The following is a 26,392-nucleotide window of genomic DNA, read 5'->3' as shown; positions in this document are numbered from 1 at the left end:
ATGACGTCGATCGTTTCCTCGCTCAGCCTCAGCCAGATCCGGCAGCTTTCGACAGAGACGATCCAGCAATGGTCGACCGAGGACGTGGCCTCGCTGTCCACGAGCCAGATCGGCGCCTTCTCCTCCAAGCAGATCGCGGCGCTGGAACTCGAGGATATCGGCATTCTCAGCGACGGCCAGATCAGCGCCATCTCGCAGGGCGCCATCATCGGCCTGTCGCTCGACCAGATCGGCGCACTCACCCATTCCTCCATCGAGAACCTGACGACGGGCCAGGTCGCGGTGCTGACCGCATCGCAGGTCGGCGCGCTTTCGGCCGACCAGGCCGAGGCCCTGACGCCGTCGCAAGTCCAGGCGCTGGGCACCGCGCAGCTTGCGGCCCTCGCCCCGGAGGACCTTGCGACCTTCTCGACCGAGGACATGGCGGCGATCAGCTACAAGGCGGTGCAGGGCCTCAGCCCCGCGGCGCTGGCGGCGCTTTCCAGCGGACAGGTCGCCGCGCTCGCGCCGCTCGCCGTCGCCGGCCTTACGACGGACCAGACCGGAGCGCTCACGCCCGACCAGATCGCCGCGATGACGACGGCGCAGATCGCGCTGCTCAAGCCCGCGCAGATCGCGGCGCTGAGCGCGGAGGCGGTCAAGGCGTTCTCGGCCGAACAGATCGCCGCGCTGAGCAGCAGCGCCATCACCGGCTTCTCCACCGCACAGATCGGCGCGCTCTCCGAAGGGCAGGTCGAGGCCCTGACGCCCGCGCAGGTCAAGGCGCTGTCGGCCCAGCAGCTCGGCGCCATCTCCGCCGACGGCCTTGCCACCTTCTCGGCCGAGGACATCGCCGCCATCGCGGCCAAGGCCCTTTCGGGACTCAGCACCGACGCCATCGCGGCGCTTTCCGAAGAGCAGGTCGCCGCGTTGAGCGTTCAGGCCATCCAGAGCCTTTCGGTCGCGCAGGTCGCCGCCTTCACGCCCGACCAGACCGCCGCGCTCACATCCAGGCAACTCGCCGCCATGGGCGCCGCGCAGATCGCCGCCTTCAGCGCCGACGACCTCGCGCGCATGTCGACCGACAGCCTTGCCGCGATTTCGGCGAAATCGCTGTCCGGGCTCAGCACGGCGGCCATCGCCGCCCTCAGCACCGAGCAGGTCGGCGCGCTCTCCACCGCGCAGATCGCGGCGCTCACCGCCCTGCAGGTCTCCGCCTTCACGACCGACAGCATCGCGGCGCTCTCCACCCGCCAGGTCGCCGCCTTCGGCAGCGCGGCGGTGCGGGGCCTTACGGCCACGCAGATCGGCGCCATGAGCGAGGCGCAGGTCGAGGCCTTCACCCCGACGCAGATGAAGGGCTTCACCGCCATCCAGGCCGCCGCCCTCGACAAGGCCGGCATCGCCACCTTCTCGACAGCCGACATCGCGGCCCTCTCGCCGGCCGCGGTCGCCGGTCTCAGCCCGGATACCATTTCGGGCATGACGCCGGCGCAGATCGCCGCGCTCAGCACGAAGGCGGTCGCCGCCCTTACCCCGGCGCAGATCGCCGCGCTGGACGAAAGCCAGGTCGAAGCCTTCACGCCCGCCCAGATCAAGGTGATGACCGCGGCCCAGATCGCCGCCTTCAGGCCGGAGACGCTCTCGACCTTCTCCAGCAGCGACATCGCCGCGATCCGCAACAACGCGCTCATCGGCCTCGGCCCGGATGCGCTCGCCGCCCTCACCACCGGCCAGATCGCGGCGCTGACCTCCGCCCAGATCGGTGCGCTCAAGACGACGCAGATCGCCGCCCTCGACAACGGCCAGATCGAAGCCCTCACCCCGACGCAGGTGAAGGCGCTGACCGCCGCGCAGCTTGCCGTGCTGAGCGTCGATGCGCTCTCGACCTTCTCGACGGCCGATATCGCGGCTCTCAGCAACAGGGCGGTTTCCGGCATCGGCAGCAGCGTCCTTGCCGCCCTTTCGCTCGAGCAGATCGGCGCCTTTGGCACCCTTGCGCTCACCGGTCTTTCCACGGCGCAGATCAGCGCGATGAAGACGGAGCAGATCGCGGCGCTTTCTCCCTCGCAGATGGGGGCGCTGAACGCCGCGCAGATCGCGGCCATCGACCCGGCCGTGCTGGCCGACATGACGCCCGCCCAGATCGCGGCGATCAACAGCAAGGCCATTGCCGGCCTGCCGACCTCGGCCATCGCCGCCCTGTCGCCCGAGCAGGTCGCCGCGCTCAGCCCGAGCGTCGTCGCGCGCCTTTCCACCCTGCAGATCGCGGCGCTGAGCACCGGCCAGGTCGAGGCGCTCACGCCCGACCAGATTCGCGGAATGAACGCCAAGCAGATCACGGCGCTCGGCGCGGAGGGCATCGCGACCTTCTCCACCGAGGACATGGCGGCGATCAACACCAAGTCCATCAACGGCCTTGGCAGCGCAGCGCTTGCCGAACTCTCGACCGCCCAGATCGCCGCGCTCACGAGCGGCCAGATCGGCGGCCTGACGGCGGCGCAGATCGCCAGCCTCGGCGAAGCCTTCCTGAGGGCCCTTGCGACCGGGCAGATCACCGCCATCGGCACGGGCGCGATCGGCGGCCTTTCGGCCGACCAGATCGAGATGCTGAGCACGGCGCAGATCGAGGCGCTTTCCTCGCAGCAGGTCAAGTCGCTGACCTCCGCGCAGCTTTCCGCCCTCAGCGGAGCGGATCTCGCCACCTTCTCGACGGAAGACCTCGCGGCGATCTCCAGCAAGGCCATCGCGGGCCTCAGCCCTGCGGCCATCGCCGGGCTCACCACCGCGCAGATCGCAGCCCTCAGCCGCACGACCCTCTCCGGCCTGACCGCCTCGCAGATGGAGGCGCTGACAAGCGAGCAGATCGCGGCCTTCTCGACGGCGCAGATCGGCGGCTTCACCTCCGCCCAGATCGGCGCGCTCGAACCGCAGGACATCCGCGCGCTCTCGACCGCCCAGATCGCCGCCCTCAGCCGCGGCGCGGTCTCCGGCATCGCCCCGGACACCTTCGCCTCGCTGACCTCGGCGCAGATCGCCGCCCTCAGCACCAGCGCCTTCACCGGCCTGACGAGCGACCAGATCGAAGCGCTGAGCCCGCTGCAGGTCAGCCAGCTTTCCGCCGCCCATCTCAAGGCGCTGACCGCCGCCCAGGCCGGCGCGCTCGACACGGATGTGAAGGCGCTCACCCCCGAACAGCTCGCCGGCCTCACCCCGGCGGCCGTTTCCGGGCTGCGCTCCGGCCAGATAAGCGCGCTGGGCTCCGACCAGATCGCCGCACTGACCACCGCGCAGGTCGCGGCCCTGTCGTCCAGCCAGGTCGCAGCGCTCAATCCGTCAGACCTCGACGCCCTGTCGAACGCCCAGCTCGCCGCCCTCAGCGCCTCCGGCGTTTCCGGCCTCACCTCGAGCCAGATCGCCGCGCTCAGCCTGTCGCAGATCGGCGCGCTCGGCACACGGCAGATGGCCGCGCTGACCTCCTCGCAGATTTCCGCCTTCGGCACGGCGCAGATCGCCGCCCTCACGACCGGGCAGATCGCGGCCCTCAATGCCGGCAGCATCGCCGGCTTCACCTCGCAGCAGCTTGCCGTGCTCAGCACCAGCCAGGCCGAGGCGCTGACCAGCGCCCAGGTCGGCGCGCTGAATCCCGACCAGATCGGCGAATTCGGCACGGCGGAGATCGCGACCTTCTCCACGAAGGACATATCGATGATCACCGCCAGCGCCATCAAGGGCATTTCGGCGGCGACGCTCGCCTCGCTCTCCACCGCCCAGATCGCCGCCTTCAGCGCGGCCGCCATGGGCGCGATGACCACCCAGCAGCTCGCCGCCCTCACGACCGAGCAGGCCGAGGCGCTGACCCGCACGCAGATCGCGGCATTGAGCTCGACGCAGATCGCCGCCCTCAGCCCCGAGGACATCGCGACCTTCTCCACCCAGGAAATGGCCGCCATCTCGTCCGGCGCCCTGCCGGGCCTTTCGACGGAGGCGCTCGCCGCCCTCTCGACCGCCCAGATCGCCGCCCTCAGCTCCACCGGCATCGCCGGCCTCACCACCAAGCAGATCGCCGCCCTCAGCCTCGCGCAGGCAGAAGCCCTGACGACGAGCCAGATCGGCGCGCTCAGCTCCACGCAGCTCGCCGCCTTCACATCCGACGGCATCGCGACCTTCTCGACGCGCGAGATCGCCGCCATCGGCTCGGATGCCATCGGCGGCCTTTCGACCGAGGTGATCGCCGCCCTCTCGACGGGGCAGGTCGCGGCGCTCAGCACCGCCGCCATCGGCGGGCTCGGGACGAAGCAGATCGCCGCCCTTTCCAGCGACCAGCTCGATGCGCTTTCGGCCGATCAGGTCCGCGCGCTCAATGCGCGGCAGATCGCCAATCTCGGCCCGGCCTATATCGCGACGCTCTCGACGGCGCAGATCGCCGCCCTCAGCGCGGCGGCCATCGCCGGCCTGACGCCCGAGCAGATCGCCGCCTTCTCCACCGCGCAGGCCGAGGCGCTGACGCCGGCGCAGATCGCCGCCTTCTCCTCGCGCCAGATCGCCGCGCTGGACATGGCCAAGCTCGACACCTTCTCCTCCGCGGACATCGCGGCCATCGGCTCGGGCGCGATCGCGGGCCTTTCGACCGCCATGCTCGCCTCGCTGTCGACCGGCCAGATCGCGGCGCTAAGCGCCGCCGGCCTTTCCGGGCTTTCGAGCGACCAGGTCGCGGCGCTTTCCGGCACGCAGATCGAGGCCATGACCACGGCGCAGCTCGGCGCGCTCGGCTCCCGGCAGGTCGCGGCGCTGCGCGCTGACGGCATCGCGGCGCTGACGCCGGCCCAGATCGCCGCGCTCAATGCCGACGGCATCGCCGGCCTGACCTCGGCGCAGATCGGCATCCTCTCGCCGCTGCAGGCCGAGGCGCTGACGGCAACGCAGATCGCCGCGCTGAGCTCGGCGCAGATCGGCGCCTTCAGCCCCACGAATCTCGAGACCTTCACGCCCGCCGAGATCGGCGCGATCACCTCGCGCGCGGTGGCGGGCCTGCCGACGGCGGCGATCGCCGCGCTTACCCCCGCCCAGGTCGCCGCGCTGAACGCGGCGGGCCTCACCGGCGCGCAGATCGGCACCTTCAGCGAGAGCCAGTTCGAGGCGCTGACGAGCCTGCAGATGGCGGCGATGGGCTCGACGCAGGTGGCTGCCCTGACCACGGCCAATATCGCCACCCTCTCGCCCGAACAGATCGCCGCGCTCAGCACGGCCGGCGTCGCGGCCCTCTCGACGGCGCAGATCGCAGCCCTCAGCACGGCGCAGGCCGAAGCGCTCACCAACACGCAGGTCGGCGCCCTCAGCTCGCAGCAGATCGCGGCCTTCAGCGCCGACGACCTCGCGCAGTTCTCGTCCGCGGACATGGCGGCCATCAGCTCGCGGGGTATTCTCGGCCTTTCGACCGGCATGATCGCCTCGCTGACGACGGCGCAGATCGCCGCCCTCGGCACGGCCGGCATTTCCGGCATGACGAGCGAGCAGATCGCTGCGCTCAGCGCCGATCAGGTCGAGGCGCTGACGGCGACGCAGATCGGCGCCTTCACCTCACGCCAGATCGCCGCCTTCGACGCCGCCGACATCGCCCTCTTCACCACCGCGGAAATCGGGGCGATCGGCTCGGCGGCCATGGCCGGCCTTTCCGCCTCCATCCTCGCCGGCTTCTCGCCGGAGCAGATCGAGGCGCTGAGCCCCGCCGGCATCGGCGGCATGACGACGGGCCAGATCAGCGCCCTCAGCCCGAACCAGATCGCCGCGCTCTCTACCGCGCAGATCAACGCGCTCACCTCCAAGCAGGTCGGCGCCCTCGCCGTCGCGGACATCGCGGCGCTGACGCCGGGCCAGATCGCCGCCCTCAGCCCGAGCGGCATTGCCGGCCTCACCGGCATGCAGGCCGCGAGCCTTACCTTCGAGCAGGCCGAATCCCTCTCGGCCAGCCAGGTCGCAGCCCTTACGGCCGCCGCGCTCGGCGGGCTTTCGAGCGAGGCGCTCGACACCTTCTCGACGAGCAAGCTCGCCGCCATCGGCTCCAGCGCCATCAAGGGCCTGCCGCCGAGCTATCTTGCGACGCTTTCGGATGCCGAGATCGCCGCACTCGGCACCGGCGCGATCTCCGGTCTCAGCAGCGCCCAGGTCGCCGCGCTCTCGCCCGAGCAGCTCGAAGCCTTCTCGATGGCGCAGATCGCCGCCCTCAGCTCGCCCGGAACAGCCGGCCTGACGCCGGCGCATATGCAGACCATCTCGACCGAGGAACTGGCGGCGATGAGCCCCTCGGCCATCAAGGGCCTTTCCCCGGCGGTGATCGGTGGGCTGTCGACGGATAGCATCGCGGCCCTCGGCACCGGCCAGATCGCGGCCCTGACCTACAGCCAGGTGAACGCCATGAGCACGGCCCAGGTGGCGGCGCTGACGGTCGAGCAGGCGGGCGCGATGACGGCGACGCAGACGGCCGGGCTCGGCGCGGACGATCTTGCCACCTTCTCGCCGGACCATATCGTCGCCCTCGGCACGAATGCGGTGCTCGGCCTCAGCACGGCGGCGCTCGCCGGCCTCAGCAGCGAGCAGGCCAATGCCTTCACGCCCGCCCAGCTTGCCGCCATGACCCCGGCGCAGGTCGCCGCCCTGCCGCGCGGCCCCGCCGCGACGACGGCAACCGGCGGCACGTCGGGCACGGGCGGAACGTCCACGGAAAGCACGGAGCCGACGGCGGACGCCACGACGAGCGATCCGCAATCCGACATCGCGGCGATCATCTCGTCCTATCTGGAGATCTGAACCGGAGCGGCCCCGGCCTCCGGGTTCACCGCAAGCGAGGCGGCGTCCTCGGTGGCGAGGGCCGGCGGAGCGGTCCGCACCCGGCGGGCATCCGCTGTTCCATCCGGCCGCGCCGCCTCGACCCGGTTGCGGCCGTTCGCCTTGGCGCGATAGAGCGCCGCATCGGCCCGGCGCAGAAGGTCGTCATAGGTCTCGTCACGGGTCGCGCGCGCGGCGAGACCGGCCGAGACCGTCAGGGCGATCCCTTCGCCATCCGCCGAAAAGCCGCCATTCTCCACCGCCGCGCGCATCCGCTCGACGATGGCGAGCCCGTCGGCCTCCGCCAGGTCGCGGAAGAGGACGACGAATTCCTCGCCGCCGGTGCGGGCGATCAGGTCGGCGGGGCGCAGCCCGGCGCGCAGCCGGTTCGCGACATGGACGAGCACGCGGTCGCCGGCATCGTGGCCATAGGTGTCGTTGATCGCCTTGAACTTGTCGATGTCGAACACCGCGAGGCAGAGGCCGCCGCCGGCCTGCCGCGCCGAAAGAAACGCCTCGGCGCCGGCGCGGGCGAGGCTGCGCCGGTTCGGCAATCCGGTCAGGTAGTCGGTATCGGCGGCCCGCTCCAGGCCGCGCTGCAGGCGATCCGAGCACATCAGCAGGAAGGCGGTGGTGCCCATGACCGGCAGCGTGGTCATCAGCAGGGCCGACAGCACGTTCAGCCAGTTGCCGCCGCTTTCCACGGCAAAGCCCTCGGAAACGTCGGCGACGAGGTAGAGCATGCAGCGCGCCGCCGCATAGAGGCCGACGCCGGCGAACATGGCGGTGAGGATGGAACGGGCGAGCGAGGCCTCGCCCCGGCCCCTGTTCATGAGATCCCTGACGCACATCGCCATCAGCCCGACCCAGACGACGGAAACCACCGCCATGCGGACATGGAAGTTCGGCATGACCGCCGAGAACCACGCGACGACCAGCGAGGCCGCCAGCGCCGGTAGGAACAGCCACGCGCCGACCGGCAACCGCAGGAACCGGCGGATCGCCACGCAATAGGCCGTCAGCCCGAAGGCGAAGCCCGCATTGGCAGCCGTCAGCATCAGGGGCCGCGGCAACGGACCGCCGAGCGCGAAGACGATGCATCCGAATGCCACCAGCAGCGTGCCGAGACACCACTGCCGCGCCGCGGGCCTGAGGCCGGCGGGCAGTTCGCGTCCCATGGCGGTCAGGATGGCCCCGTTGGCCAGCACCATGATCGACGCCATCGTGAATATGGTTTTCGCATCCATTCCGAACGCGCTCCTTTCAGGAGACCGTTGGCGGCCCATGATGGAGCTGCCAGCGCACGAAACGCGGCGCCGAGAAGCACCGCAACATGCCGGCACCTTAGCGGGAGACTCCTAAACGCCTGTTGCGAGACTAGACGAACAGAAGGTTAAGCGTGGCGCTTCTCACGCCTCGAAGGATTTCAGGATGGGACAGGGGCCGGTCCTGCCGACGGCGCATTCCGAGACGAGCTTCTGCAGCGAGGCCCTGGCGCGTTGCAGGTCCTCCATGCGTGCGTCGAGTTCGGCAAGGCGCCTGGTCGCCATTTCGCGGGCCGCGGCGCGGTCCTCGCCGGCATCGAGCGCGAGAAGCTGGCGGATCTCCTCCAGCGTGAAGCCCGCCGTCTGCGCCTGCCGGATGAAGCGCAGGCGCGAGAGGTCCGCTTCGCCATAGCGGCGGATGCCGTCGATGCGCTTCGGCGTCGCAAGCAGGCCGCGGCGCTGGTAGAATCGCACGGTCTCGACGCCGACATGGGCGGCAGCGGCAAGTTTTCCGATCGTCAGCTCTTCAGGGTGTTGACTCCGTACCATGGTACGGAACCTATAGTCCTGCCAACGGTTTCACAAGACAGGAGACGTGAGATGTTGGACAAGGTAAGAAACACCGGCCGCAAGGCCATCCTCTACCGCATGGTGATGCCCGGCCACACCTGCCCCTACGGCTTGAAGGCAAAGGACTTGCTGCGGCGCTCGGGCTACGAGGTCGACGACCGCCACCTCACGAGCCGCGCGGAAACCGACGCCTTCAAGGCCGAGCACGATGTCGCCACCACCCCGCAGGTCTTCATCGACGGGGAGCGCGTCGGCGGCTACGACGACCTTCGCCGCCATCTCGGCAAGCCCGTCGCCGACCCGAAGGCGACCACCTATCGCCCGGTCGCCGTGCTCTTCACCCTGACGGCGCTGACGGCGATGGCCGCGAGCTACGCGGTCAGCGGCTCGCCCTTCACGCTGCGCGCGGCCGAATGGTTCATCGCCTTCTCGATGGTCGCCCTCGCCATGCTGAAGCTCCAGAATGTCGAGAGCTTCGCGACCATGTTCCTCAACTACGACCTGCTCGCGAAGCGCTGGGTGCCCTACAGCTATATCTATCCCTATGCCGAAGGGCTCGCCGGGGTTCTGATGGTGGCGGGCGCGCTCACCTGGCTTTCGGTTCCCGTCGCGCTCTTCATCGGCACCATCGGCGCGGCCTCGGTCTTCAAGGCGGTCTATATCGACCGGCGCGAGCTGAAATGCGCCTGCGTCGGCGGGTCGAGCAACGTGCCGCTCGGCTTCATCTCGCTGACGGAGAACCTGATGATGATCGCCATGGCCATCTGGATGGCCGCCGTCTCGCTCGGCTACATCCACGCCATGTGATGAGAAAGGCACGGCGTCCATGGACGCCGTGCCCTTGCTTCACGCTTGCCTGCGGCCGTCGAGCGTCGCGAGGTGGCCGTAAAGCTCCGGGCGGCGGTCGCGGAAGACGCCCCAGGAGCGGCGCTGGTGGGCGATGGCGTCGAGGTCGAAGGTGGCGGTCAGCACCGTCTCCGTCGTCCGGTCGACCTCGGCCACCTTGGCGCCGGTGGGATCGGCGATGAAGGACGAGCCGTAGAATGTGATGCTCGTGCCGTTGCGCCCCTCTTCCGTGCCGATGCGGTTGGAGGCGACGAGCGGCATGAGGTTTGCCCCGGCATGGCCCTGCATCACCCGCTGCCAGTGCGCGCTGGAATCGAGGCCCGCATCGTGCGGCTCGGAGCCGATGGCGGTCGGATAGAGCAGGATTTCAGCGCCCTGCAGCGCCATGGAGCGCGCCGCCTCCGGGAACCACTGGTCCCAGCAGATGCCGACGCCGATGCGGCCGGCGCGCGTATCCCACACCCTGAAGCCGGTATCGCCGGGCGAGAAATAGAACTTCTCCATATAGCCCGGCCCGTCCGGCAGGTGGCTCTTGCGGTAATTGCCGAGCACCCGGCCGTCCGCGTCGATCACCGCGAGGCTGTTGAAATAGGACTGGCCGGCGCGCTCGAAATAGCTGAGCGGCAGCACGACGCCGAGCTCGGCGGCGAGCCTTGCAAAATGCGCGATCAGCGGATTGCCCTCGAAGGGCCGGGCAAGCGCGAAGAATTCGTGGATCTGGTCCTGACAGAAATAGGGCGCGGCGAAGAGTTCCTGGATCAGCACCAGGTCCGCCCCCTTCTCCTTCGCCTGCCGGACGAGCCCTTCGGCCCGCTCGATATTGGCCTTCTCGTCCCAGATGCAGGCCATCTGCGTGGCGGCCACCGTGACATTGCGCATTCTCTAACGCTCCCTGTTGCCAATCTTCCGGGGCCGTCCGGCTTGAATTCCCGGCCGCCCCGTCTATCCTGTCCCCATGCGACCCGACCTCACCTTCGAGCAGCTCCGGCACTGGAGCAGCGGCATCACCGCTGCGGTCAGCGCCACCTTGCCCGAGGAGATCTCGGCCCATTTCACGGCCGGTGCGCGCCATCTCGTCGCCTCCGACCAAGTCTATATCGGTCTCTACCTGCGCGACAGCGCCTCGATCACCATCTACGAGCGCGATCCCGACCACTGGAACCGCAACTACGATACCCGCAAGTACCGGCAGGACCCGTTCTTCCGCCTCTTCGCCGGCACGCGGCAGGATTTCCTGCTGCCGCTCTCCGCGCTCGACAAGGGCGATTTCCACACCAGCGCCTATTACCGCGACTTCTACGAGCCCTCCGGCAGCTTCGACGAGATCACCGGCGTCTTCAACTTCGACCGCAACGCCGCCGGCTTCGTCACGTATCTCCGCCGCCGCGGCGCCCGCCCCTTCGGCACCGAGGACCTCGCGGTCGCCGAGGCGACGGCCGACGCCACCCGCCTCGTGCTCGAACGGCTCTGGCGGCAATGGCGCCCATCCGGCGAAAGCCGGCTGTCGCTTGCCGGCCTCAGCCCGCGCGAGCGCCAGATCGCCCTCCTCCTCATCGACGGCGGCTGCGCCAAGACGATCTCACGCGACCTCGCCATCGCTCCCGGCACCGTGCGCAACCACATCAAGACCGTCTACCGCAAGCTCGGCCTCCACTCGCAGGTCGAGCTGATGGCCGCCGTGCGCGAGGCCGGGACGGCCCCTCATCCGGCTGCCGCCACCTTCTCCCCGTAAACGGGGAGAAGGGAAACGCCGCGCCGTTTTCCTCAAATCGGCGGGAAACCCTCACCAAGCCTATTGCCCCGAGACGATGTGCGTCCACATGCGGTTCTGCAGGCGCAGCAGCTTCGCATCGCTCGATTCCACCACGAAGAGCTTGGCCTTCACGTCATCCGGCGGGAAGACGCCGGGGTCCTTCGCCACCGCCTGGTCCATCAGCGGCAGCGATTCCGGGATCGGGTTGGCATAGGAGACGTAGCTGGAATTGGCCGCGGCGATGTCCGGGCGCATGTTGAAGTCGATCCAGGCGAGCGCGTTTTCCGGGTGCGGCGCATCCTTCGGCATCGCCATCGTGTCGAAGTTGATGAGCGTGCCCTCCTTGGGGATGGAATAGGCGATCTCCAGCTTCTTCTCGCTTTCGGCGGCGCGGGCCTTGGCCTGCAGGATATCGCCCGACCAGCCGAGCACGACGCAGATGTCGCCGTTGGCAAGATCGTTAATGTAGCGCGAGGAATGGAAATAGCGGATGTGCGGGCGCACCTTCAGCAGCAGGTCCTCGACCTTGGCGATATCGTCCGGGCTGGTCGAATGCGGATCGATACCGAGATAGTTCATCGCCATGGGGATGATCTCGGCGGGCGCATCGATCATCGCCACGCCGCAATCGGCGAACTTTTCCACGATCGCCGGGTCGAAGACCATGGCGAAGGAATCGACCGGCGCATCGCCCATGCGCTGCTTGACCGCCTCGATATTGTAGCCGATGCCGTCGGTGACGGCCATGTAGGGCACGGCATGCACGTTGTCCGGGTCCGCGCCCGCGATCAGCGAGAGCGCCTGCGGATCGAGCTTGCCGATATTGCCGAGCTTCGCCTTGTCGAGCGGCTGGAAGGCTCCGGCCTTCACCTGGTTCTTGAGGAAGGGATAGGCAGAGGGGTAGACGACGTCATAACCCGAGCCGCCCGTCAGCATCTTGGTTTCCAGCACCTCGTTGCCGTCATAGACGTCGTAGACGACGCGGATGCCGGTCTCCTTCTCGAATTTCTCCGCCGTGTCGGGCGCGATGTAATCCGACCAGTTGTAGACGTTGACGACCTTTTCCTCCTGCGCCCATGCGCCGCCCGTGGCGGAGAGAAGGGCGAGGATCGAGACGAGCGTTCTGCGCATGGCGTTCTCCCTCAGGCTTTCGTCTGGCCGGCATAGACCGGCAGGGTGATGCAGGCGACATTGCCGCCGCCGAGCAGGATTTCGCGGGAATTGTCGATGCCGACGATGCGGTGATCGGGGAAGAGCTCGGCGAGCTTGGCCTTCGCGGCACGGTCCAGCTTCTCGTCGTCGAACTGCGGCACGACGACGACGGAATTGCCGGGATAATAGTTGATATAGGTGGCGGCGATGCGGTTGCCGGCCGGCCGCGCCCAGGTGCTGTCCACCTGGTCGACGCCCGCCGCCTCCTCCGCCGTCATCTCGATTGGTCGCGGATGGTAGATGCGGTGCAGCTCGAGCGAACGGCCCCGCGCATCGCGGGCCGAGCGCAATGCCTCCTCCACCTCGCGCACGATCTCGTATTGCGGATCGTCGCGGTCCTCCGTCCAGCTCAGCGCCACCACGCCGGGCCGCACGAAGCAGCAGACGTCGTCGATATGGCCGTCCGTCTCGTCGAAGCAGAAGCCGCGCGGCAGCCAGATGACATGTTCCAGCCCGAGATAGTCGCAGAGCTGCTGCTCCACCGCCGCCTTGCCGAGATGGCCGTTGCGGTTGCGGTTGAGCAGGCACTGTTCCGTGGTGATCAGAGTGCCCTCGCCGTCGCATTGCAGGCCGCCGCCTTCGGCGATCAGCGGCGAGCGGTAGCGGGCCATGCCCTCGGTCTCCAGCACCTTGCGGGCGGCGAGATCGTCGAGGTTCCAGGGCGAATAGAGGCCGCCGTCATTGCCGCCATAGGCGTTGAAGGTCCAGTCGACGCCGCGGACCTCGCCATGGTCGTTGACGACGAAGTTCGGGCCGCTGTCGCGCAGCCAGGAATCGTCCGTCGTCATTTCGATGAGCCGCACGCTCTCCGGCAGCATGGCGCGGGCGTTGAGCCACTGACGGGAAGAGACGGCGATGGTGACCGGCTCGCTTTCAGCGATCGCCGCGGCGACCTTCGCGAAAAGCTTCTGCGCCGGCTTGGCGCCGAGCCGCCAGGTATCCGGCCGCTCCGGCCAGATCAGCCAGCAGCCGGCCTTGGGTTCGAATTCCCCCGGCGCGCGAAAACCGTCGGCCCTGGGCGTGCTTGTGAGCGTGCGTACCATGTTCCCCCCAAATGAAAATCCGGGGGGATTAAGGCAAGCGCAGCCCTTTCGGGTCAATGTCCCATTTGGGACAGGTGGGAGGGCCGGTTCAGCCCTCGAACACCATCAGCGTATCGCCCGCCTGAAGGTAATCGCCTTCCTTGACGCGCAGGCGCAGGCGGCCGGACTTGGGGGCGAGCACCTGCGTTTCCATCTTCATCGCCTCCATCACCGCGACGAGATCGCCTTCCGCAACCGTCGCACCGTCGGCAATCTTGAAGGCCTGCAGCGTGCCGGAGACGGGCGCGGCAATACCGTCGTCAACCGGCTTGCCCGCGCTCGCGGCCGATGACGTGCCCTGCCCCACGGCACCGAGGCCGGCCAGAAGCAGGCTCGGCAGCGCGAGCGAGACACGCTTGCCGTCGATTTCGAGATGAGTGCGAACCAGCGAGGGATCGGCAACCGGCTCGGGCCGGGCTGCGGCTTCCGGCATGGCGGCGAAGTCGGTCTCGATCCAGCGGGTGTGGACCTTGAAGCCGTCCGTCCCGATGAAGTCGTCGGTATCGATGGCCGCGCGGTGGAAGGGCAGCACGGTGGCAACGCCTTCGATGCGGAATTCGCGCAGCGCCCGGCGCGCGCGACGCAGGGCCTCCTCGCGCGTCGCGCCTGTCACGATGAGCTTGGCCATCAGCGAATCGAAGACGCCGGGGATCGTCGAGCCCGTGACAACGCCGCTGTCGAGGCGCACGCCGGGGCCGGAAGGCGGATCGAAGGCGGTGATCGCGCCCGGCGTCGGCAGGAAGCCGCGGCCGGGATCTTCCGCATTGATGCGGAACTCGATGGAGTGGCCGCGCGGTTCCGGCGTCTCGGTGACGGCGAGCGGCTTGCCCTCGGCAATCCGGAATTGCTCGATGACGAGGTCGATGCCCGTCGTCTCCTCGGTGACCGGGTGCTCGACCTGGAGGCGGGTGTTCACCTCCAGGAACGAGATGGTGCCGTCGGCGCCGAGCAGGAACTCCACCGTGCCGGCGCCGGAATAGCCGGCGGCGGCACAGATCGCCTTGGCGGAGGCGTGGATGCGCTCGCGCTGCTCCGGCGTCAGGAAGGGCGCGGGGGCCTCCTCGATGAGCTTCTGGTTGCGGCGCTGCGCCGAGCAGTCGCGGGTGCCGAGCACCAGCACGTTGCCGTGCCTGTCGGCGATCACCTGCGCCTCGATATGGCGTGGCCGGTCGAGGAAGCGTTCGAGGAAGCATTCGCCGCGGCCGAAGGCGGCGGTCGCCTCACGCACGGCGGATTCGTAGAGGTCGGCGACCTCTTCCATCTTCCAGGCCACCTTGATGCCGCGCCCACCGCCGCCATGCGCCGCCTTGATGGCGACCGGCAGGCCGTGCTTTTCGGCAAAGGCGATGACCTCGGCCGCCGACGAGACGGGGCCGTCGCTGCCCGCGACGAGCGGCGCGCCAACGCTGGTGGCGATGCGCCGCGCCTCGACCTTGTCGCCCAGCGCCTCGATCACATGCGGGTCGGGCCCGATCCAGATGAGGCCGGCATCCTGCACGGCCTTGGCAAATTCCGCCCGCTCGGAGAGGAAGCCATAGCCGGGATGCACAGCATCCGCGCCGGAGCGCCTGGCGATGGCGATCAGCTTTTCGATGTCGAGATAGGTCTCGGCCGGGCGCACGCCATCGAGGCCATAGGCCTCGTCGGCGAGGCGCACGAAGAGCGCGTCGGCATCCGGGTCCGCATAGACAGCGACCGACTGGAGGCCGTGGTCGCGGCAGGCGCGCAGGATGCGCACGGCGATCTCGCCGCGATTGGCGATCAGCACTTTCTTCATGGCACTCTCCTATCGGGTCGCGGCGATTTCGGCGAAGGGGCCGATCGGGCGGAAACGGATTTTTGCGTTGATGGGAATCTGGCCGGCAAGGTCCAGATGATATTCGGCGACAGCGCCGATGACGGGATAGCCGCCGGTCAGCGGATGGTCTGCGAGGAAGAGCACCGGCTGGCCGCTGTGCGGCACCTGGATAGCCCCCGTCGCCGTGCCTTCGCTCGGCAGTTCCGCGCTGTCCTTGCGTTCCAGTGGCACATCGCCGGCAAGGCGGATGCCGACGCGGCTCGATTGCGGCGTGACCTGCCACAGCTGGCTCGTCAGCGTCTCGATACCCTTCTCGGTGAACCAGTCCGTGCGCGGACCGAGCACCACGTCGAGCGTCACGACATCGCCCACTGACGGCAGGTCAAAGGCCGGGGCCTCGTCGAGGGAGACGCTGGCGAGCCCCTCCCCGCCCCTGAGCGCAAGCACCGTCCCAGCCGTAACCGGCTCGGGGCCGACGACGGCAAGCGTATCGGTCGCCGCGCTGCCGAGAACCGGGGCAACGTCGAAGCCGCCGCGCACGGCGAGATAGGCGCGCATGCCCTTCTTCGGCTGGCCGATGGTCACGACATCGCCGGGCTCCAGCGAGACGGGCTCATAGGCCGCTAGATCACGGCTGCGGCCGGCGGCATCGCGGACCGTCACCGCCGAGGCCGCGCCGGCAAGGCCGATCACGGCGCGGGCGTTGCACGTGAAGGAGAAGCCGCCAAGGGTGAGCTCGAGGACCGGCGTGTTGGCCGGGTTGCCGACGATGCGGTTGGCGGCATTGAAAGCGGCGCGGTCGAGCGCACCGGAGGCGGAAACGCCCTGCCCCGTCTGACCGAAGCGGCCGAGGTCCTGGAAGACGGCGGGCATCGGCGCGGCGAGCACCTTGAACTGCGGCGCTTGCGGCGCGACGGCGCGTTCCTTGCGGCGCGCTGCTTGCGGGATGCTGACGGTCCTGCCCGGCTGCTCCATGTCGAAGAAGCGGACGCGGTAGCCGGGCTGGAACAGCGCGCCGGGATCGCGGTCGATGTCCCACATTTTGACCGGCGTCGTGCCGATGATCTGCCAGCCGCCGGGGCTTGCCTGCGGATAGACGCCGCTGAAGGCGCCGGCAAGCGCCACGGAGCCGGCCGGAATGCGGGTGCGCGGGCTCTTGCGGCGCGGCACATGCAAGGCGGTGTCACCGCCGACGAGATAGCCGAAGCCCGGCGCGAAGCCGCAGAAAGCGACGGTGAATTCGCTCTCCGTGTGGCGGCGGATGACCTCCGCCACGCTGAGGCCCGTCAGTTCCGCAACGTCGGCAAGGTCCTCGCCGTCATAGCGCACGGGGATTTCCACCAGATGTTCCGAAGGCGCGATCTTCGCCGAGAGGTCGCGGGTGGCGATCCGCGCGGCAAGCTCGGCGGACGTCACCTTTTCCGGGCGGAAGCGGATCATCAGCGTGCGCGCCGCCGGCACCATCTCCTCGATGCCGTCGACCGGGTCCGCCTGCAGCGAGGCGAAGAGCGCGAGCGTCTCGTCGAGATCGGCGAGCTCGACGAGGATGGTGGTCAGGCTGACGGGAAGAAAGCGCATCATGCCCTCATGCGTGATAGGCGGAATCGGGAATATCGGTGATGAACATGTAGCCCGGCGCGTGGGTGATGGCGAAGGGCACGCCGGAGGCCATAACGGCCGCCTGCGGGGTGACGCCACAGGCCCAGAAGACCGGCACTTCACCCGGCTCGATGCGCACGGCATCACCGAAATCGGGCTTTGCGAGGTCAGCGATGCCGAGCTCTTCCGGCGCACCGATATGCACGGGCGCGCCGTGCACGGCCGGGAAGCGGCCGGAGATCGTCGCGGCATCGGCGACGCGCGCGGCCGGGATCGGGCGCATGGAGACGACCATGTTGCCCTTGAGCCGCCCGGCCGGCAGGCAGGCCCTGTCGGTCAGGTACATCGGCACGTTGGACTTGTCCGTCATGTGGCGGATCTCGATGCCTGCCTCGACCATCGGCGTCTCGAAGGTGAAGGAACAGCCGATCAGGAAGGCGACGAGGTCGTCGCGCTCCGCCCAGGCCGCCGTCGCGTCCGGGGTCTCCTCGGCAAGCTTGCCGTCCCGCCAGATGCGGTAGAGCGGCAGGTCCGTGCGCAGGTCAGCATCGGGCGCCAGCAGCGTCGTCGGCGAACCGGGATCGGAGACGTCGAGCACCGGACAGGGCTTCGGATTGCGCTGCGCATAGAGCAGGAAATCGAAGGCCCAGTCGCGCGGCAGCACGATCATGTTGGCCTGGGTGAAGCCGGGCGCGATGCCAGAGGTCGGCGCGACGAGGCCGTCGCGGTAGGTGGCGCGCGCCTTGCGGGCGCTCGACGCGTCGACATGGTTTAGATAGGCGGTCGGGATCGTCATGGCCGCGCCCTCACGCCTTGTCGGCGAAGGAGCGGATGATGATGCCTTCGGCCTCGAAGCGACGGCGGATTTCCTGCGCGATGGCCACGGCACCGGGGCTGTCGCCATGCACGCAGATCGACTGCGCCTCGACGCGGATCGTGCTGCCGTCGATAGCCTCCAGCGTGCCCTCGCGGGCAAGCTGCACCATGCGGTCGGCGATCTTCTTCTCGTCATGCAGCACGGCGCCGGCCTCGCGGCGGGAGACGAGCTCGCCCTTCGGCGTATAGGCACGGTCGGCGAAGGCTTCGGCGACGACGGCAAGGCCGGAGCGGCGGGCGAGATCGAGGATCGGGGCATTGGCGAGACCCATCAGGATCAGCGAGGGATCCACGGCCTTGATGCCGTCGATCACCGCCTGGCCCTGCCTGGCGTCATAGGCGATGCGGTTGTAGAGCGCGCCATGCGGCTTGACGTAGCGCACCGTGGTCCCGGCGGCGGCAGCAACGCCCTTGATCGCGCCGATCTGGTAGATCACGTCGGCGATCAGCTCTTCGGGCGTCGCGTCGAGATCGCGCCGGCCGAAGCCGACGCGGTCCGGATAGGAGACGTGGGCGCCGATCACGACGCCGTTGGCGGCGGCGGCCTTGACCGTGCGGTAGATGCCCGCCGGGTCGCCGGCATGGAAGCCGCAGGCGATGTTGGCGGAGGAGACGACGGCGAGCATCGCCGCGTCGTCGCCCATGCGCCAGGCGCCATAGCTTTCACCGAGGTCGCTGTTGAGATCGATCGCTACCATGATTTCCTCCCTTGTCAGCCGAGCAGGCTGAAGATCGTGCCGGCCGACTTGTAGCCCATATACCATGTCAATGCGCAGACCAGGACGCCGAGGACGAGCAGCCAGCGCGGATAGCGGTAGCCGCCCATCAGGTCCTCGCGCTTCCAGGCGGCGAAGAGGAAGATGGACAGGCCGATGGGCAGGATGAGGCCGTTGAGGCCGCCGACGAAGACCAGCATGGCGGCCGGCGGCGTGGTCATCAGCAGATAGGAGACCAGCGAGACGGCGATGAACAGCACCGTCGCCATGTTGCGCGTGTGCTCGCTGACATCGTGCTTGAAGACGGTGATGAAGGACACCGACGTATAGGCCGCGCCGATGACGCTGGTGATCGCCGCCGCCCAGAAGATGATGCCGAAGAGGCGCAGGCCGAAATCGCCGGCGGCGGCCTGGAAGGCCTGTGCGGCCGGGTTCGCCACCTGGCTGGACGTGTCGATGACGACGCCGCTCGCCACGACGCCCAGAATGGCGAGGAAGAGCACGTACCGCATCAGGCCGGTCACCGCGATGCCGGTCAGCGCCGCGCGGTTGACGGCGGGCAGGTGCTCCTGGCCGACCATGCCGCGGTCGAGCAGGCGGTGCGCGCCGGAATAGGTGATGTAGCCGCCGACCGTGCCGCCGACGATCGTCGTGATCGTCGCGAAGTCGATCGTCGCCGGCAGCACCGTCTGATAGAGCGCCTCGCCCACCGGCGGGCCGGAGACGAAGGCGACGTAGAGCGTCAGCACGATCATCAGGATGCCGGCGAAGACGATGAAGCGGTCCACGGCAAGGCCGGCCCGCTTCGACAGGAAGATGCCGATGGAGAAGACCGCGCTGATCGCCCCGCCGATCTTCGGATCGAGGCCGAAGACGGCGTTGAGGCCGAGGCCCGTGCCGCCGATATTGCCGATATTGAAGAACAGGCCGCCGACGATGACGAGGACGGCGAGCAGATAGCCGGAGCCCGGAATGGCGGCATTGGCGACATCCGAGGCGCGCATGCGCGTCAGCGTCACGATGCGCCAGATGTTGAGCTGCACGACGAAGTCGATGACGATCGAGGCAAGGATGCCGAAGGCGAAGGCGGCGCCGAGCTTCGTGGTGAAGGTGGCCGTCTGCGTGATGAAGCCGGGGCCGATGGCGCTGGTCGCCATCAGGAAGATCGCGGCGATGAGCGCGGCGCGACGGGACTTGACGGTGTGGACGCCCTGCGCGACCACACCCGTGGCGGCAGGCGCTGCTGCATTCTGTTCCATGAGATTTCTCCGCTCTCCTTCACCCGCCCCTCGCGGGTGGCGCATGGTGGAATGATGCATTGCTACACAAAAATGTCAACTTTGTTCAACAATAATTCCCTATCGTTCCTTATTTCTGCCTTTTTACCAATCAGATAGCACGGGATTGGCGACGAATTTCGCACCGTCCCTTCTGCATTCGTGCTAAGGCCAGCATTGAAATAGGGCACGTTCCGGCGGTTGAAAGCCTGGGACGGGGAGGATGGCATGAGCGAGGATGGTAATGGCCTGCCACTGGCGGACCGGCTGGCGCGGCGCATTCGAACGCTGCTGATCTCGGGCGAGCTCTCGCCCGGCCAGCGCCTTTCGGAGGCGGCCTTCAGCGAGCGTTTCGACGTCTCGCGCAACTCGCTGCGCGAGGCCTTCCGCCTGCTCACCAAGGATGGGCTGCTGCGGCACGAGGCCAATCGCGGCGTCTTCGTCGCCGTGCCCTCCATGGCCTCGATCATCGACATCTACCGCGTGCGGCGCATGCTGGAATGCGGCGCGCTGCGCCAGGCATGGCACCAGCATCCGGCGATCCGGGTGATGCGCGAGGCCGTGGGCCGGGCGCAGCAGGAGCGCGAAAAGGGCGACTGGCTCGGCGTCGGCAGCGCCAACATGATCTTCCACACCGCCATCATCGACCTTTCCGACAGCGTGCGGCTCAACGAGTTCTACGAGCGCATCTCGGCGGAGCTGCGCCTCTGCTTCGGGCTGCTCAACGACCCGGAGCACCTGCACGCGCCCTTCGTCGACATGAACGACGCCATCGTGACCCTTCTCGAGGAGAACCGGCCGCACGAGGCGGCGGCGCAGATGGAGACCTATCTGAACCTTGCCGAGCGCACCATGCTGAAGGCGCTGGAACGGGCCTCCGAGCAGGCGTAAGCGGCGGCGGCTTCGCCGCCTCCCCTCACTTCCAGAGCGCGCGCACCTCCTGCCGCAGCATCAAGGCCTCCGCCCAGCGGTCCGTCGTGTCGTTGCCGTCCCTTCCGGTGATGGCATAGGGCTGGGGGCCGAGTTCGCAGGTGAAGACCAGTTCGGCATCCTCGGCTGCACGGGCGCGCCAGTGGCGGAAGCCGTCGTCCCACCAGGTAAGGAAGAGGTCGAGCCAGGGGCGATGATGCGGGAAGGAGATCTCGATCTGCACCTGCTCGCGCGAGGCAACGCGGCCGTGGAAAGCTTTGGCATTTTCCAGGATGCGCCGGATGAGGGCGTGGTTCTCCTCCTCGACCGGAAAGGCGAATTCCCGGCCGACGAGGAAATGCGAGAGATCGGCGAGAAGCGGCAGATCGGGGCGGCGGTCGAGCAGATCGAGCGTGAAGAACAGGTCCGTCGTCATGCGGTCGCGGTGCGTCTCGATGAAGACCGGAATGCCGGCCCGCTCGGCAAGCGCCATCCAGCCGTCGAGCAGCGGCAAGCAATCCTCCACCCGGCGCAGGCGGATATCGGGCTGGAGGTTGATGTGCCTCACCGGATATTCGGCGGCCAGTTCCAGCGGCAGGCGCAGGTCCTCGACGGTGCGCGGGAAGCAGACGCCCTCGATCCCGAGGCCGGTTCCCCGCAGCGCCTCGTTCAGCGCCCTGACGTCCGCGCGCTTCGTGTAATGCGCGCTGACGCCGTCGAAGCCCGCCTCCGCGATCATCGCGATGTTTTCCGCAAGGCTGCGCTCATGGCCGTCCGTATGCCGGCGCTCCATGGCCCAGAGCGACTGGAAGAACAGCAGTTTCTGCATCACGCCGCCCGCGCGCTCTTGAGGAGGGCCTTGAGGTTCACGACGGGATCCGCGAGCACGGCGGGATCCGGGCTGATGCCGGCGGCGATCAGCATCTCGGCGAGCTTGATGTCCTTCGCAAGGCTGTTACCCGGACCGAGGCCGGCGGCGGCCACGAGACGCCCGCCGTCGAGATAGAATTCCAGCTCACCCTCCCCGGCCGGCCGCAGGATGCAGTCATGCCCCGGCTGGGGCAGGCCCGCGACCTGCAAGCCGAGATCGTACTGGTCGGACCAGAACCACGGGATTGCGGTGAAGGCTTCGCTCGCGCCCGCCATGTTGCGCGCGGCGGTTTCGGCCTGGCTGCGCGCGTTGCGCCAGCTTTCGAAGCGGACATGGCCGCCGCCGGCCACGGATACCGCCGCACAGTCGCCGGCCGCGAAGACATGCGGATCGCTGGTGCGCAGGAAGGCATCCGTCAGGATACCGTTGCCGGTCGCAAGCCCCGCCGCATCGGCAAGGCCGGTATCCGGCACGACGCCGATGGCCGAGACGACGATATCGGCCGGAACCCGCGTGCCATCGGCCAGCACGACGGCATCGGGCGTGATCTCGGCGATCCCCTGCCCGAGATGGAACCGCACGCCCTCTTCGGCATGGCGCGCATGCAGCCGCGCGGCAAGGCGCGCGGGCACGGCGCGGCCGAGGGGCCTTGCCGCCGCCTCGACGACGCTGACGGCGATGCCCTTGCCGCGCAGCACCGCCGCGAGCTCCATGCCGATCAGCCCGCCGCCGACGATCGCGACGGTTTCCACCCCTTCAACGCGGGAGAAGATCGCCGCCGCATCCGCGAAAGTGCGGAAATCGAGCGCCCGTTCGGCGCCCGGGCAGGCGAGCCGGCGGGGGCGCGCGCCGGTGGCAAGGAGCAGCCTGTCATAGGCAAGCGTCCGCCCGTCGCCGAGGAGAAGGTGGCGACGGGCGGTGTCGATCTGCGTCACCGGCATGCCGGGAAGATAGTCGATGCCGGCGGCTTCGAGAGCCTCGGCCGAGCAGATCGGTTTCATCTGGACGGCGCCGTCCAGCGGCTTGGAGAGCGGCGGGCGCTCATAGGGAAGATGCGGCTCCGTGCCGGCCAGCGTGACCGGCCCGGAAAACCCTGTCTCGCGGAGCGCGAAGGCCGCGCGGGTGCCCGCTTCGCCCGCGCCGATGATGACGATCCCGTTCATGAGGCTCTCCATGGAAAGTGTTGCCGGCGCGTTCGGAAACGCACCGGCGGGGAGGATCAGTTCCGCGTGGAATAGTCCGCCATGTTCTTCGGCGTGACGAGCTCGAAGGGCACCCAGACCTGCCTGTCGACGGCCTCGCCACGGGCGAGCGCCACGGCGGCGTCCAGCGCGCTGCCGGACTGGCCCCTGGCGTTCTGGAACACGGTCGCGTCGAGGTCGCCGGCCGCCATGGCGGCAAGGCCGTCCTGCGTGGCGTCGATGCCGATGACGATCACGTCGTCCATGGAGACGCCCGCCGCCTTCAGCGCCTGGATGGCGCCGATGGCCATCTCGTCGTTGTTGGCGAAGACCACGTCGATGGGCTGGCCGGCGGTGATCCAGTTCGTCGTCAGGTCCATCGCATTGGTGCGCGTCCAGGCGGCGGACTGCTCGTCGGCGATCGTCACGGCCTTGCAGTCGCCGCCCGTCAGGGCGTCCTTGAAGGAGGAGGTGCGGTCGCGCGACGCCTGATGGGCAAGGTCGCCCATGAGGATATAGACCTGCGCATCCGACGCCTTGCCCTTCTCCTTCAGCAGCGAACAGGCCGCCTCCCCGGCAAGCCGCCCGGCATCAGTCTCCTTCGAGCCGACATAGGCCTGCTTTTCGGGAAGGCTGGCGAGGTTTTCCGGCTCGAGATTGAGGAACACCAGCGGAATGCCGGCCTTGGACGCCGCCTCGCTGACGCCGGGGGCGGCGGAGGTGTCCGTCAGCGTCATGATGATCGCATCGACGCCGGCGGCGATGAAGTTGTTCACCTGGTTGAGCTGCTTGGAGATGTCGGTCTGCGCGTCCTCGACCTGCACGCTGACGCCGTTCACCTCGGCGGCGCGGGCGCCGATGCCCTCGCGCAGCAGCGTCTGGAAATTGTTGTCGAAGCTCTGCATCGAGACACCGATCGTCTCGGCCGAAGCAGCGCTTCCCATCAAGGCGGCCAGAACGGCCGCCAGGCATAGAGATTTCATGTCATTCCTCCCAATGGGTGCCGGTTCACCCGCTCGCACACCGGAGGCCCGAAGGGCCCGATCGATGATGCGTGGACTCAGGCGAGCGCCACGCGCACCTCGCCGTCGATCACCTCGGCGGGATAGGTCTTCAGGTTCTCGCAGGCGGGAAGGCGGAGGGCCTCGCCGGTGCGATAGTCGAAGGCGCCGGAATGCTTGGGACATTCCACCTCGAAATCCATGACGAGCCCGTCGGCAAGATGGATCGCCTCATGGGTGCACAGGCCCGCCGTGCAATAGACGCTGTCGTCCGGGCCGCGATAGATCGCATAGGTGCGGCCACCATGATCGAAGCGCACGGCGCCCTCCTGCTCGATGTCGTCGATCCTGCAGGCGGATACCCAGGTCATTCTGCTGCTCCCCGGACTTCGGTGCGGGCCTTGCGGGCGGCGAGCTTTTCCTTGCGTCTGCGGTAGCGCTCCTGCATGCGGGCCTCGCCCTCCGGCGAGCCGTCGTGCCAGGTACCGAACCACTTATCGAGCGGGATCAGGGCGTCGCCGTAGTTCACCTCGAAATACTTGTGGTGCAGGTAATGCGCATAGGAATGGCTATCGACCAGCTTGTCCTCGCCAACCTCCACCTTGTCGAAGCCGACATGGCCGGGAATGGCGCCGAAGCCGGCATAGTGGAGCTGGTAGAGCATCAGCACCGGGTTGGACGGCAGGATCAGGTGATAGAAGGCCGTGCCGAGATAGAGGAAATGCTCGACCGGATGCATGGACAGCGACGACCACGGCGACGGGTTCACCGAATTGTGGTGGACCGAGTGCACCCACTTGTAGAGGAACGGCACGTGGATGAGCCGGTGAATGCAGAAGAAGTGGAACTCGTGGATGATCGGCACGACGAGCGCGACCAGCGCCAGCGTCCACGGATTCTCCGCGAAGGTCAGCCAGGGCGCATAGCCGTTGGCATAGGCCCACAGCATGCCGACCTCGATGGCCGTCCAGATCGTCACGCCCGACAGGAAGGTGCGCAGCATGTTATCGACGTTCTGGCGGTCGAACCAGAAGACGTTGTTCTTCTGGTCGGAGGGGAACCTGCCATTGTACTTGAAGCGGTTCTCCTGCCGCTTCAGCACGTAGAGGTGAAGCTCGAAGGCGCCGTAGAACAGGAAGACGCAGACCGCGTTCACCGCGTAGAGCCAGAGCGCCCAGCCGATGGCGAGCGTCTTCATCGTCTCGACCGGTGGGATCACCCAGGCCCAGTAGGCCACCGCCGAGAGCGCGAAGATGACGTTCCATGGGAAGAAATAGTGCGGCAACCACCTGAGGATCGCCATGAGCTTCGGCGGGAAGGCGAACAGCGGCGCGGTCTCCACCGGATCGTTCGGCGCCCAGTCGCCGCGCTTGTTGCGCTTGCCGTATTTCAGATCGTCCATTGCGCTCTCCTTCGGGCTTTCGCCCGCACAATTTTCCGGATGACGGGAGAGCGCCGCCGGCCCTCCTCCTGACTTGAAAAATATCAGGAACAGGGCGGCGCGCCGAAGGCTTCCTTGATCAAATCAGATCAAAGCCCCTCGGCCGTGATGGTGATGAAGCGGATGGGATTGCGGTCCGGCTCGATGTCGGTCAGGCCGATCCGGCGCAGGACGAGATCGAGGGCGCGCTGGGCCTGCGCCTCCGGCGCCTGGTCCAGCACCACGTCCATGATGCCCTCGCCGAGCGCCGCGCGGGTGTAGTCCGTCAGCTCATGGCCGACGAAGAGGATGTCGCGCCCGCGCGGGTGGCGCTGCAGCACGCTGATCAGCGCCGCATTCGCCCCGCCCGCATTGTAGAGGCCGACGAGATCGGGGTGTCTTTCGAGCACCATCGCCAGCGTTTCCGCGCTGAAATGCTCCTCGTCGCGGGTGAAGCCGAGCCATTCGAAGGCGATGGGGCCGGGATGCTTGAGGAAATAGTCGGAAAAGCCGCGGATGCGGTCGCGATGCACCTGGTAAATGGGATGACAGAGGGCGACGACCGGCCCCGCCGCCCGCGCCATGCGCGCGATGAAGAAGGCGGCCGTGCGGCCCGCCGCGTGATTGTCGATGCCGACGAACTCGCCCGTATGGCCCGAGGCGCGCGTGACGACATGGACCACCGGAATGCCCCGGGCGACCACCGCCTCGACCGCCGCGCTGATCAGCGGGCTGTTGGGAACGGCGAGGATGAGGCCCGCGCGCGGCGTCTCGGTGGAAAGGATGCGTCTTGCGATCGCTTCCGGCTTCATCTCCTCGGTGAAGCTGCGCTGGACGACCACCAGCGGGTCGAGCGTCGCGGCGATGCGCTCGAAGGCCCGGGAAAGCCGCCGGTAGAACGTCGTCTCCGGCCGCACCATCAGCACCTCGATGCGCAGCAGGCCGCGATGCGTATCGGGCAGCGTGCGCGGATATTTGAGGGCGCGCGCGGCGATCACCACCCTGGCGACGAGGTCCGGCCGCACGCCGCCGCGCCCGTTCAGCACCCGCTCGACCGTCGCCGTCCCCACGCCGGCATGGCGGGCGATGTCGCGGTAGTTCGGCTTGCTCACGGTGCGGCGTCCTTCGATGGCTTCAGGGCGAATCCGAATCTAGCCCAACCTTGCCCTTCACGCGCGCTCCAAAAACGCATCCGCCGCCTTTTCCATCCCG

Annotated in this window: 20 protein-coding genes; 4 read left to right on the top strand and 16 right to left on the bottom strand. The window is 68.2% G+C overall.

Going from position 1 to position 26,392, the window contains the following annotated elements; translation table 11 throughout:
• Window positions 1–6,786, top strand: a complete 6,786-nt coding sequence (locus DSD28_RS19690; RefSeq protein WP_119258135.1) for a beta strand repeat-containing protein — start codon at window positions 1–3, stop codon at window positions 6,784–6,786.
• Here DSD28_RS19690 and DSD28_RS19685 read toward each other — a convergent pair.
• Complete coding sequence (locus DSD28_RS19685) at window positions 6,771–8,051, bottom strand: GGDEF domain-containing protein (protein ID WP_162911473.1); 1,281 nt, start codon at window positions 8,049–8,051, stop codon at window positions 6,771–6,773. The two genes, DSD28_RS19690 and DSD28_RS19685, sit on opposite strands and share 16 nt — an antisense overlap.
• 162 nt (window positions 8,052–8,213) lie before the next feature.
• Window positions 8,214–8,618, bottom strand: coding sequence for a MerR family transcriptional regulator (locus DSD28_RS19680; RefSeq protein ID WP_119258133.1), 405 nt, complete (start codon window positions 8,616–8,618; stop codon window positions 8,214–8,216).
• A 51-nt stretch (window positions 8,619–8,669) separates the two neighbouring features.
• Here DSD28_RS19680 and DSD28_RS19675 point away from each other — a divergent pair, with 51 nt between their 5' ends.
• Window positions 8,670–9,446, top strand: coding sequence for a glutaredoxin family protein (locus DSD28_RS19675; protein WP_119258132.1), 777 nt, complete (start codon window positions 8,670–8,672; stop codon window positions 9,444–9,446).
• A gap of 39 nt (window positions 9,447–9,485) precedes the next feature.
• On the opposite strand, the gene aguB is transcribed toward DSD28_RS19675, so the two are convergent.
• The gene (gene aguB / locus DSD28_RS19670; protein ID WP_119258131.1) at window positions 9,486–10,364 is read right to left on the bottom strand and encodes an N-carbamoylputrescine amidase; all 879 of its coding nucleotides are present in this window, start codon (window positions 10,362–10,364) and stop codon (window positions 9,486–9,488) included.
• A gap of 76 nt (window positions 10,365–10,440) precedes the next feature.
• Here aguB and DSD28_RS19665 point away from each other — a divergent pair, with 76 nt between their 5' ends.
• Entirely contained in the window at window positions 10,441–11,217 is a 777-nt protein-coding gene (locus DSD28_RS19665; RefSeq protein ID WP_119258130.1) for a LuxR C-terminal-related transcriptional regulator, read from the top strand.
• 60 nt (window positions 11,218–11,277) lie between these two features.
• Here the strand turns inward: DSD28_RS19665 and DSD28_RS19660 are convergent, their stop codons facing one another.
• From DSD28_RS19660 to DSD28_RS19630, 7 genes are all read right to left on the bottom strand, one after another.
• Entirely contained in the window at window positions 11,278–12,369 is a 1,092-nt protein-coding gene (locus DSD28_RS19660; RefSeq protein ID WP_119258129.1) for a polyamine ABC transporter substrate-binding protein, read from the bottom strand.
• A gap of 11 nt (window positions 12,370–12,380) precedes the next feature.
• Complete coding sequence (gene aguA / locus DSD28_RS19655; protein ID WP_119258128.1) at window positions 12,381–13,493, bottom strand: agmatine deiminase; 1,113 nt, start codon at window positions 13,491–13,493, stop codon at window positions 12,381–12,383.
• 88 nt (window positions 13,494–13,581) lie between these two features.
• Window positions 13,582–15,309 carry an acetyl/propionyl/methylcrotonyl-CoA carboxylase subunit alpha gene (locus DSD28_RS19650; RefSeq protein ID WP_119258127.1) on the bottom strand — a complete coding sequence of 576 codons (1,728 nt, stop codon included), beginning with the start codon at window positions 15,307–15,309 and terminating at the stop codon, window positions 13,582–13,584.
• A gap of 9 nt (window positions 15,310–15,318) precedes the next feature.
• On the bottom strand, window positions 15,319–16,908 hold the full coding sequence (locus DSD28_RS19645; RefSeq protein ID WP_119258227.1) for a 5-oxoprolinase/urea amidolyase family protein: 1,590 nt from the start codon (window positions 16,906–16,908) through the stop codon (window positions 15,319–15,321).
• 7 nt (window positions 16,909–16,915) lie between these two features.
• Complete coding sequence (locus DSD28_RS19640) at window positions 16,916–17,725, bottom strand: putative hydro-lyase (protein WP_119258126.1); 810 nt, start codon at window positions 17,723–17,725, stop codon at window positions 16,916–16,918.
• A 10-nt stretch (window positions 17,726–17,735) separates the two neighbouring features.
• Complete coding sequence (locus tag DSD28_RS19635) at window positions 17,736–18,503, bottom strand: LamB/YcsF family protein (RefSeq protein ID WP_119258125.1); 768 nt, start codon at window positions 18,501–18,503, stop codon at window positions 17,736–17,738.
• A 14-nt stretch (window positions 18,504–18,517) separates the two neighbouring features.
• Window positions 18,518–19,780, bottom strand: a complete 1,263-nt coding sequence (locus DSD28_RS19630) for an NRAMP family divalent metal transporter (protein ID WP_119258124.1) — start codon at window positions 19,778–19,780, stop codon at window positions 18,518–18,520.
• Between the two features lie 246 nt (window positions 19,781–20,026).
• On the opposite strand from DSD28_RS19630, the gene DSD28_RS19625 reads away from it, so the two are divergent.
• Complete coding sequence (locus DSD28_RS19625) at window positions 20,027–20,689, top strand: GntR family transcriptional regulator (protein WP_119258123.1); 663 nt, start codon at window positions 20,027–20,029, stop codon at window positions 20,687–20,689.
• Between the two features lie 25 nt (window positions 20,690–20,714).
• Here DSD28_RS19625 and DSD28_RS19620 read toward each other — a convergent pair whose 3' ends face one another.
• From DSD28_RS19620 to DSD28_RS19595, 6 genes are all read right to left on the bottom strand, one after another.
• The gene (locus DSD28_RS19620) at window positions 20,715–21,539 is read right to left on the bottom strand and encodes a sugar phosphate isomerase/epimerase family protein (RefSeq protein WP_162911472.1); all 825 of its coding nucleotides are present in this window, start codon (window positions 21,537–21,539) and stop codon (window positions 20,715–20,717) included.
• The gene (locus tag DSD28_RS19615; protein ID WP_119258121.1) at window positions 21,536–22,741 is read right to left on the bottom strand and encodes an NAD(P)/FAD-dependent oxidoreductase; all 1,206 of its coding nucleotides are present in this window, start codon (window positions 22,739–22,741) and stop codon (window positions 21,536–21,538) included. The genes DSD28_RS19620 and DSD28_RS19615 overlap by 4 nt, the downstream gene beginning before the upstream one ends.
• A gap of 56 nt (window positions 22,742–22,797) precedes the next feature.
• Complete coding sequence (locus DSD28_RS19610; RefSeq protein ID WP_119258120.1) at window positions 22,798–23,742, bottom strand: substrate-binding domain-containing protein; 945 nt, start codon at window positions 23,740–23,742, stop codon at window positions 22,798–22,800.
• Window positions 23,743–23,819: 77 nt separating this feature from the next.
• The gene (locus DSD28_RS19605; RefSeq protein WP_119258119.1) at window positions 23,820–24,131 is read right to left on the bottom strand and encodes a MocE family 2Fe-2S type ferredoxin; all 312 of its coding nucleotides are present in this window, start codon (window positions 24,129–24,131) and stop codon (window positions 23,820–23,822) included.
• Window positions 24,128–25,162, bottom strand: a complete 1,035-nt coding sequence (locus DSD28_RS19600; RefSeq protein WP_119258118.1) for a sterol desaturase family protein — start codon at window positions 25,160–25,162, stop codon at window positions 24,128–24,130. Before DSD28_RS19600 ends, DSD28_RS19605 begins: the two co-directional genes overlap by 4 nt.
• A gap of 128 nt (window positions 25,163–25,290) precedes the next feature.
• Window positions 25,291–26,292, bottom strand: a complete 1,002-nt coding sequence (locus DSD28_RS19595) for a LacI family DNA-binding transcriptional regulator (RefSeq protein WP_119258117.1) — start codon at window positions 26,290–26,292, stop codon at window positions 25,291–25,293.
• Window positions 26,293–26,392: the final 100 nt, after the last annotated feature.

The organism is Shinella zoogloeoides, assembly GCF_003574625.1.
GTDB classification, from domain to species: Bacteria; Pseudomonadota; Alphaproteobacteria; order Rhizobiales; family Rhizobiaceae; genus Shinella; species Shinella zoogloeoides_A.
The sequence above is the reverse complement of the archived record's forward strand: the minus strand, read 5'-3'. Positions and strand labels throughout refer to the sequence as shown.

Excerpts from the sequence above, each read along its gene's own strand:
- DSD28_RS19610 (WP_119258120.1), bottom strand. The coding sequence starts at position 23,742 with ATGAAATCTCTATGCCTGGCGGCCGTTCTGGCCGCCTTGATGGGAAGC.
- DSD28_RS19690 (WP_119258135.1), top strand. The coding sequence starts at position 1 with ATGACGTCGATCGTTTCCTCGCTCAGCCTCAGCCAGATCCGGCAGCTT.
- DSD28_RS19685 (WP_162911473.1), bottom strand. The coding sequence starts at position 8,051 with ATGGATGCGAAAACCATATTCACGATGGCGTCGATCATGGTGCTGGCC.
- DSD28_RS19680 (WP_119258133.1), bottom strand. The coding sequence starts at position 8,618 with ATGGTACGGAGTCAACACCCTGAAGAGCTGACGATCGGAAAACTTGCC.
- DSD28_RS19635 (WP_119258125.1), bottom strand. The coding sequence starts at position 18,503 with ATGGTAGCGATCGATCTCAACAGCGACCTCGGTGAAAGCTATGGCGCC.
- DSD28_RS19660 (WP_119258129.1), bottom strand. The coding sequence starts at position 12,369 with ATGCGCAGAACGCTCGTCTCGATCCTCGCCCTTCTCTCCGCCACGGGC.
- DSD28_RS19630 (WP_119258124.1), bottom strand. The coding sequence starts at position 19,780 with ATGGAACAGAATGCAGCAGCGCCTGCCGCCACGGGTGTGGTCGCGCAG.
- DSD28_RS19615 (WP_119258121.1), bottom strand. The coding sequence starts at position 22,741 with ATGAACGGGATCGTCATCATCGGCGCGGGCGAAGCGGGCACCCGCGCG.
- DSD28_RS19645 (WP_119258227.1), bottom strand. The coding sequence starts at position 16,908 with ATGCGCTTTCTTCCCGTCAGCCTGACCACCATCCTCGTCGAGCTCGCC.
- DSD28_RS19650 (WP_119258127.1), bottom strand. The coding sequence starts at position 15,309 with ATGAAGAAAGTGCTGATCGCCAATCGCGGCGAGATCGCCGTGCGCATC.
- DSD28_RS19665 (WP_119258130.1), top strand. The coding sequence starts at position 10,441 with ATGCGACCCGACCTCACCTTCGAGCAGCTCCGGCACTGGAGCAGCGGC.
- aguA (WP_119258128.1), bottom strand. The coding sequence starts at position 13,493 with ATGGTACGCACGCTCACAAGCACGCCCAGGGCCGACGGTTTTCGCGCG.
- DSD28_RS19675 (WP_119258132.1), top strand. The coding sequence starts at position 8,670 with ATGTTGGACAAGGTAAGAAACACCGGCCGCAAGGCCATCCTCTACCGC.
- DSD28_RS19625 (WP_119258123.1), top strand. The coding sequence starts at position 20,027 with ATGAGCGAGGATGGTAATGGCCTGCCACTGGCGGACCGGCTGGCGCGG.
- DSD28_RS19605 (WP_119258119.1), bottom strand. The coding sequence starts at position 24,131 with ATGACCTGGGTATCCGCCTGCAGGATCGACGACATCGAGCAGGAGGGC.
- DSD28_RS19640 (WP_119258126.1), bottom strand. The coding sequence starts at position 17,725 with ATGACGATCCCGACCGCCTATCTAAACCATGTCGACGCGTCGAGCGCC.
- aguB (WP_119258131.1), bottom strand. The coding sequence starts at position 10,364 with ATGCGCAATGTCACGGTGGCCGCCACGCAGATGGCCTGCATCTGGGAC.
- DSD28_RS19600 (WP_119258118.1), bottom strand. The coding sequence starts at position 25,162 with ATGGACGATCTGAAATACGGCAAGCGCAACAAGCGCGGCGACTGGGCG.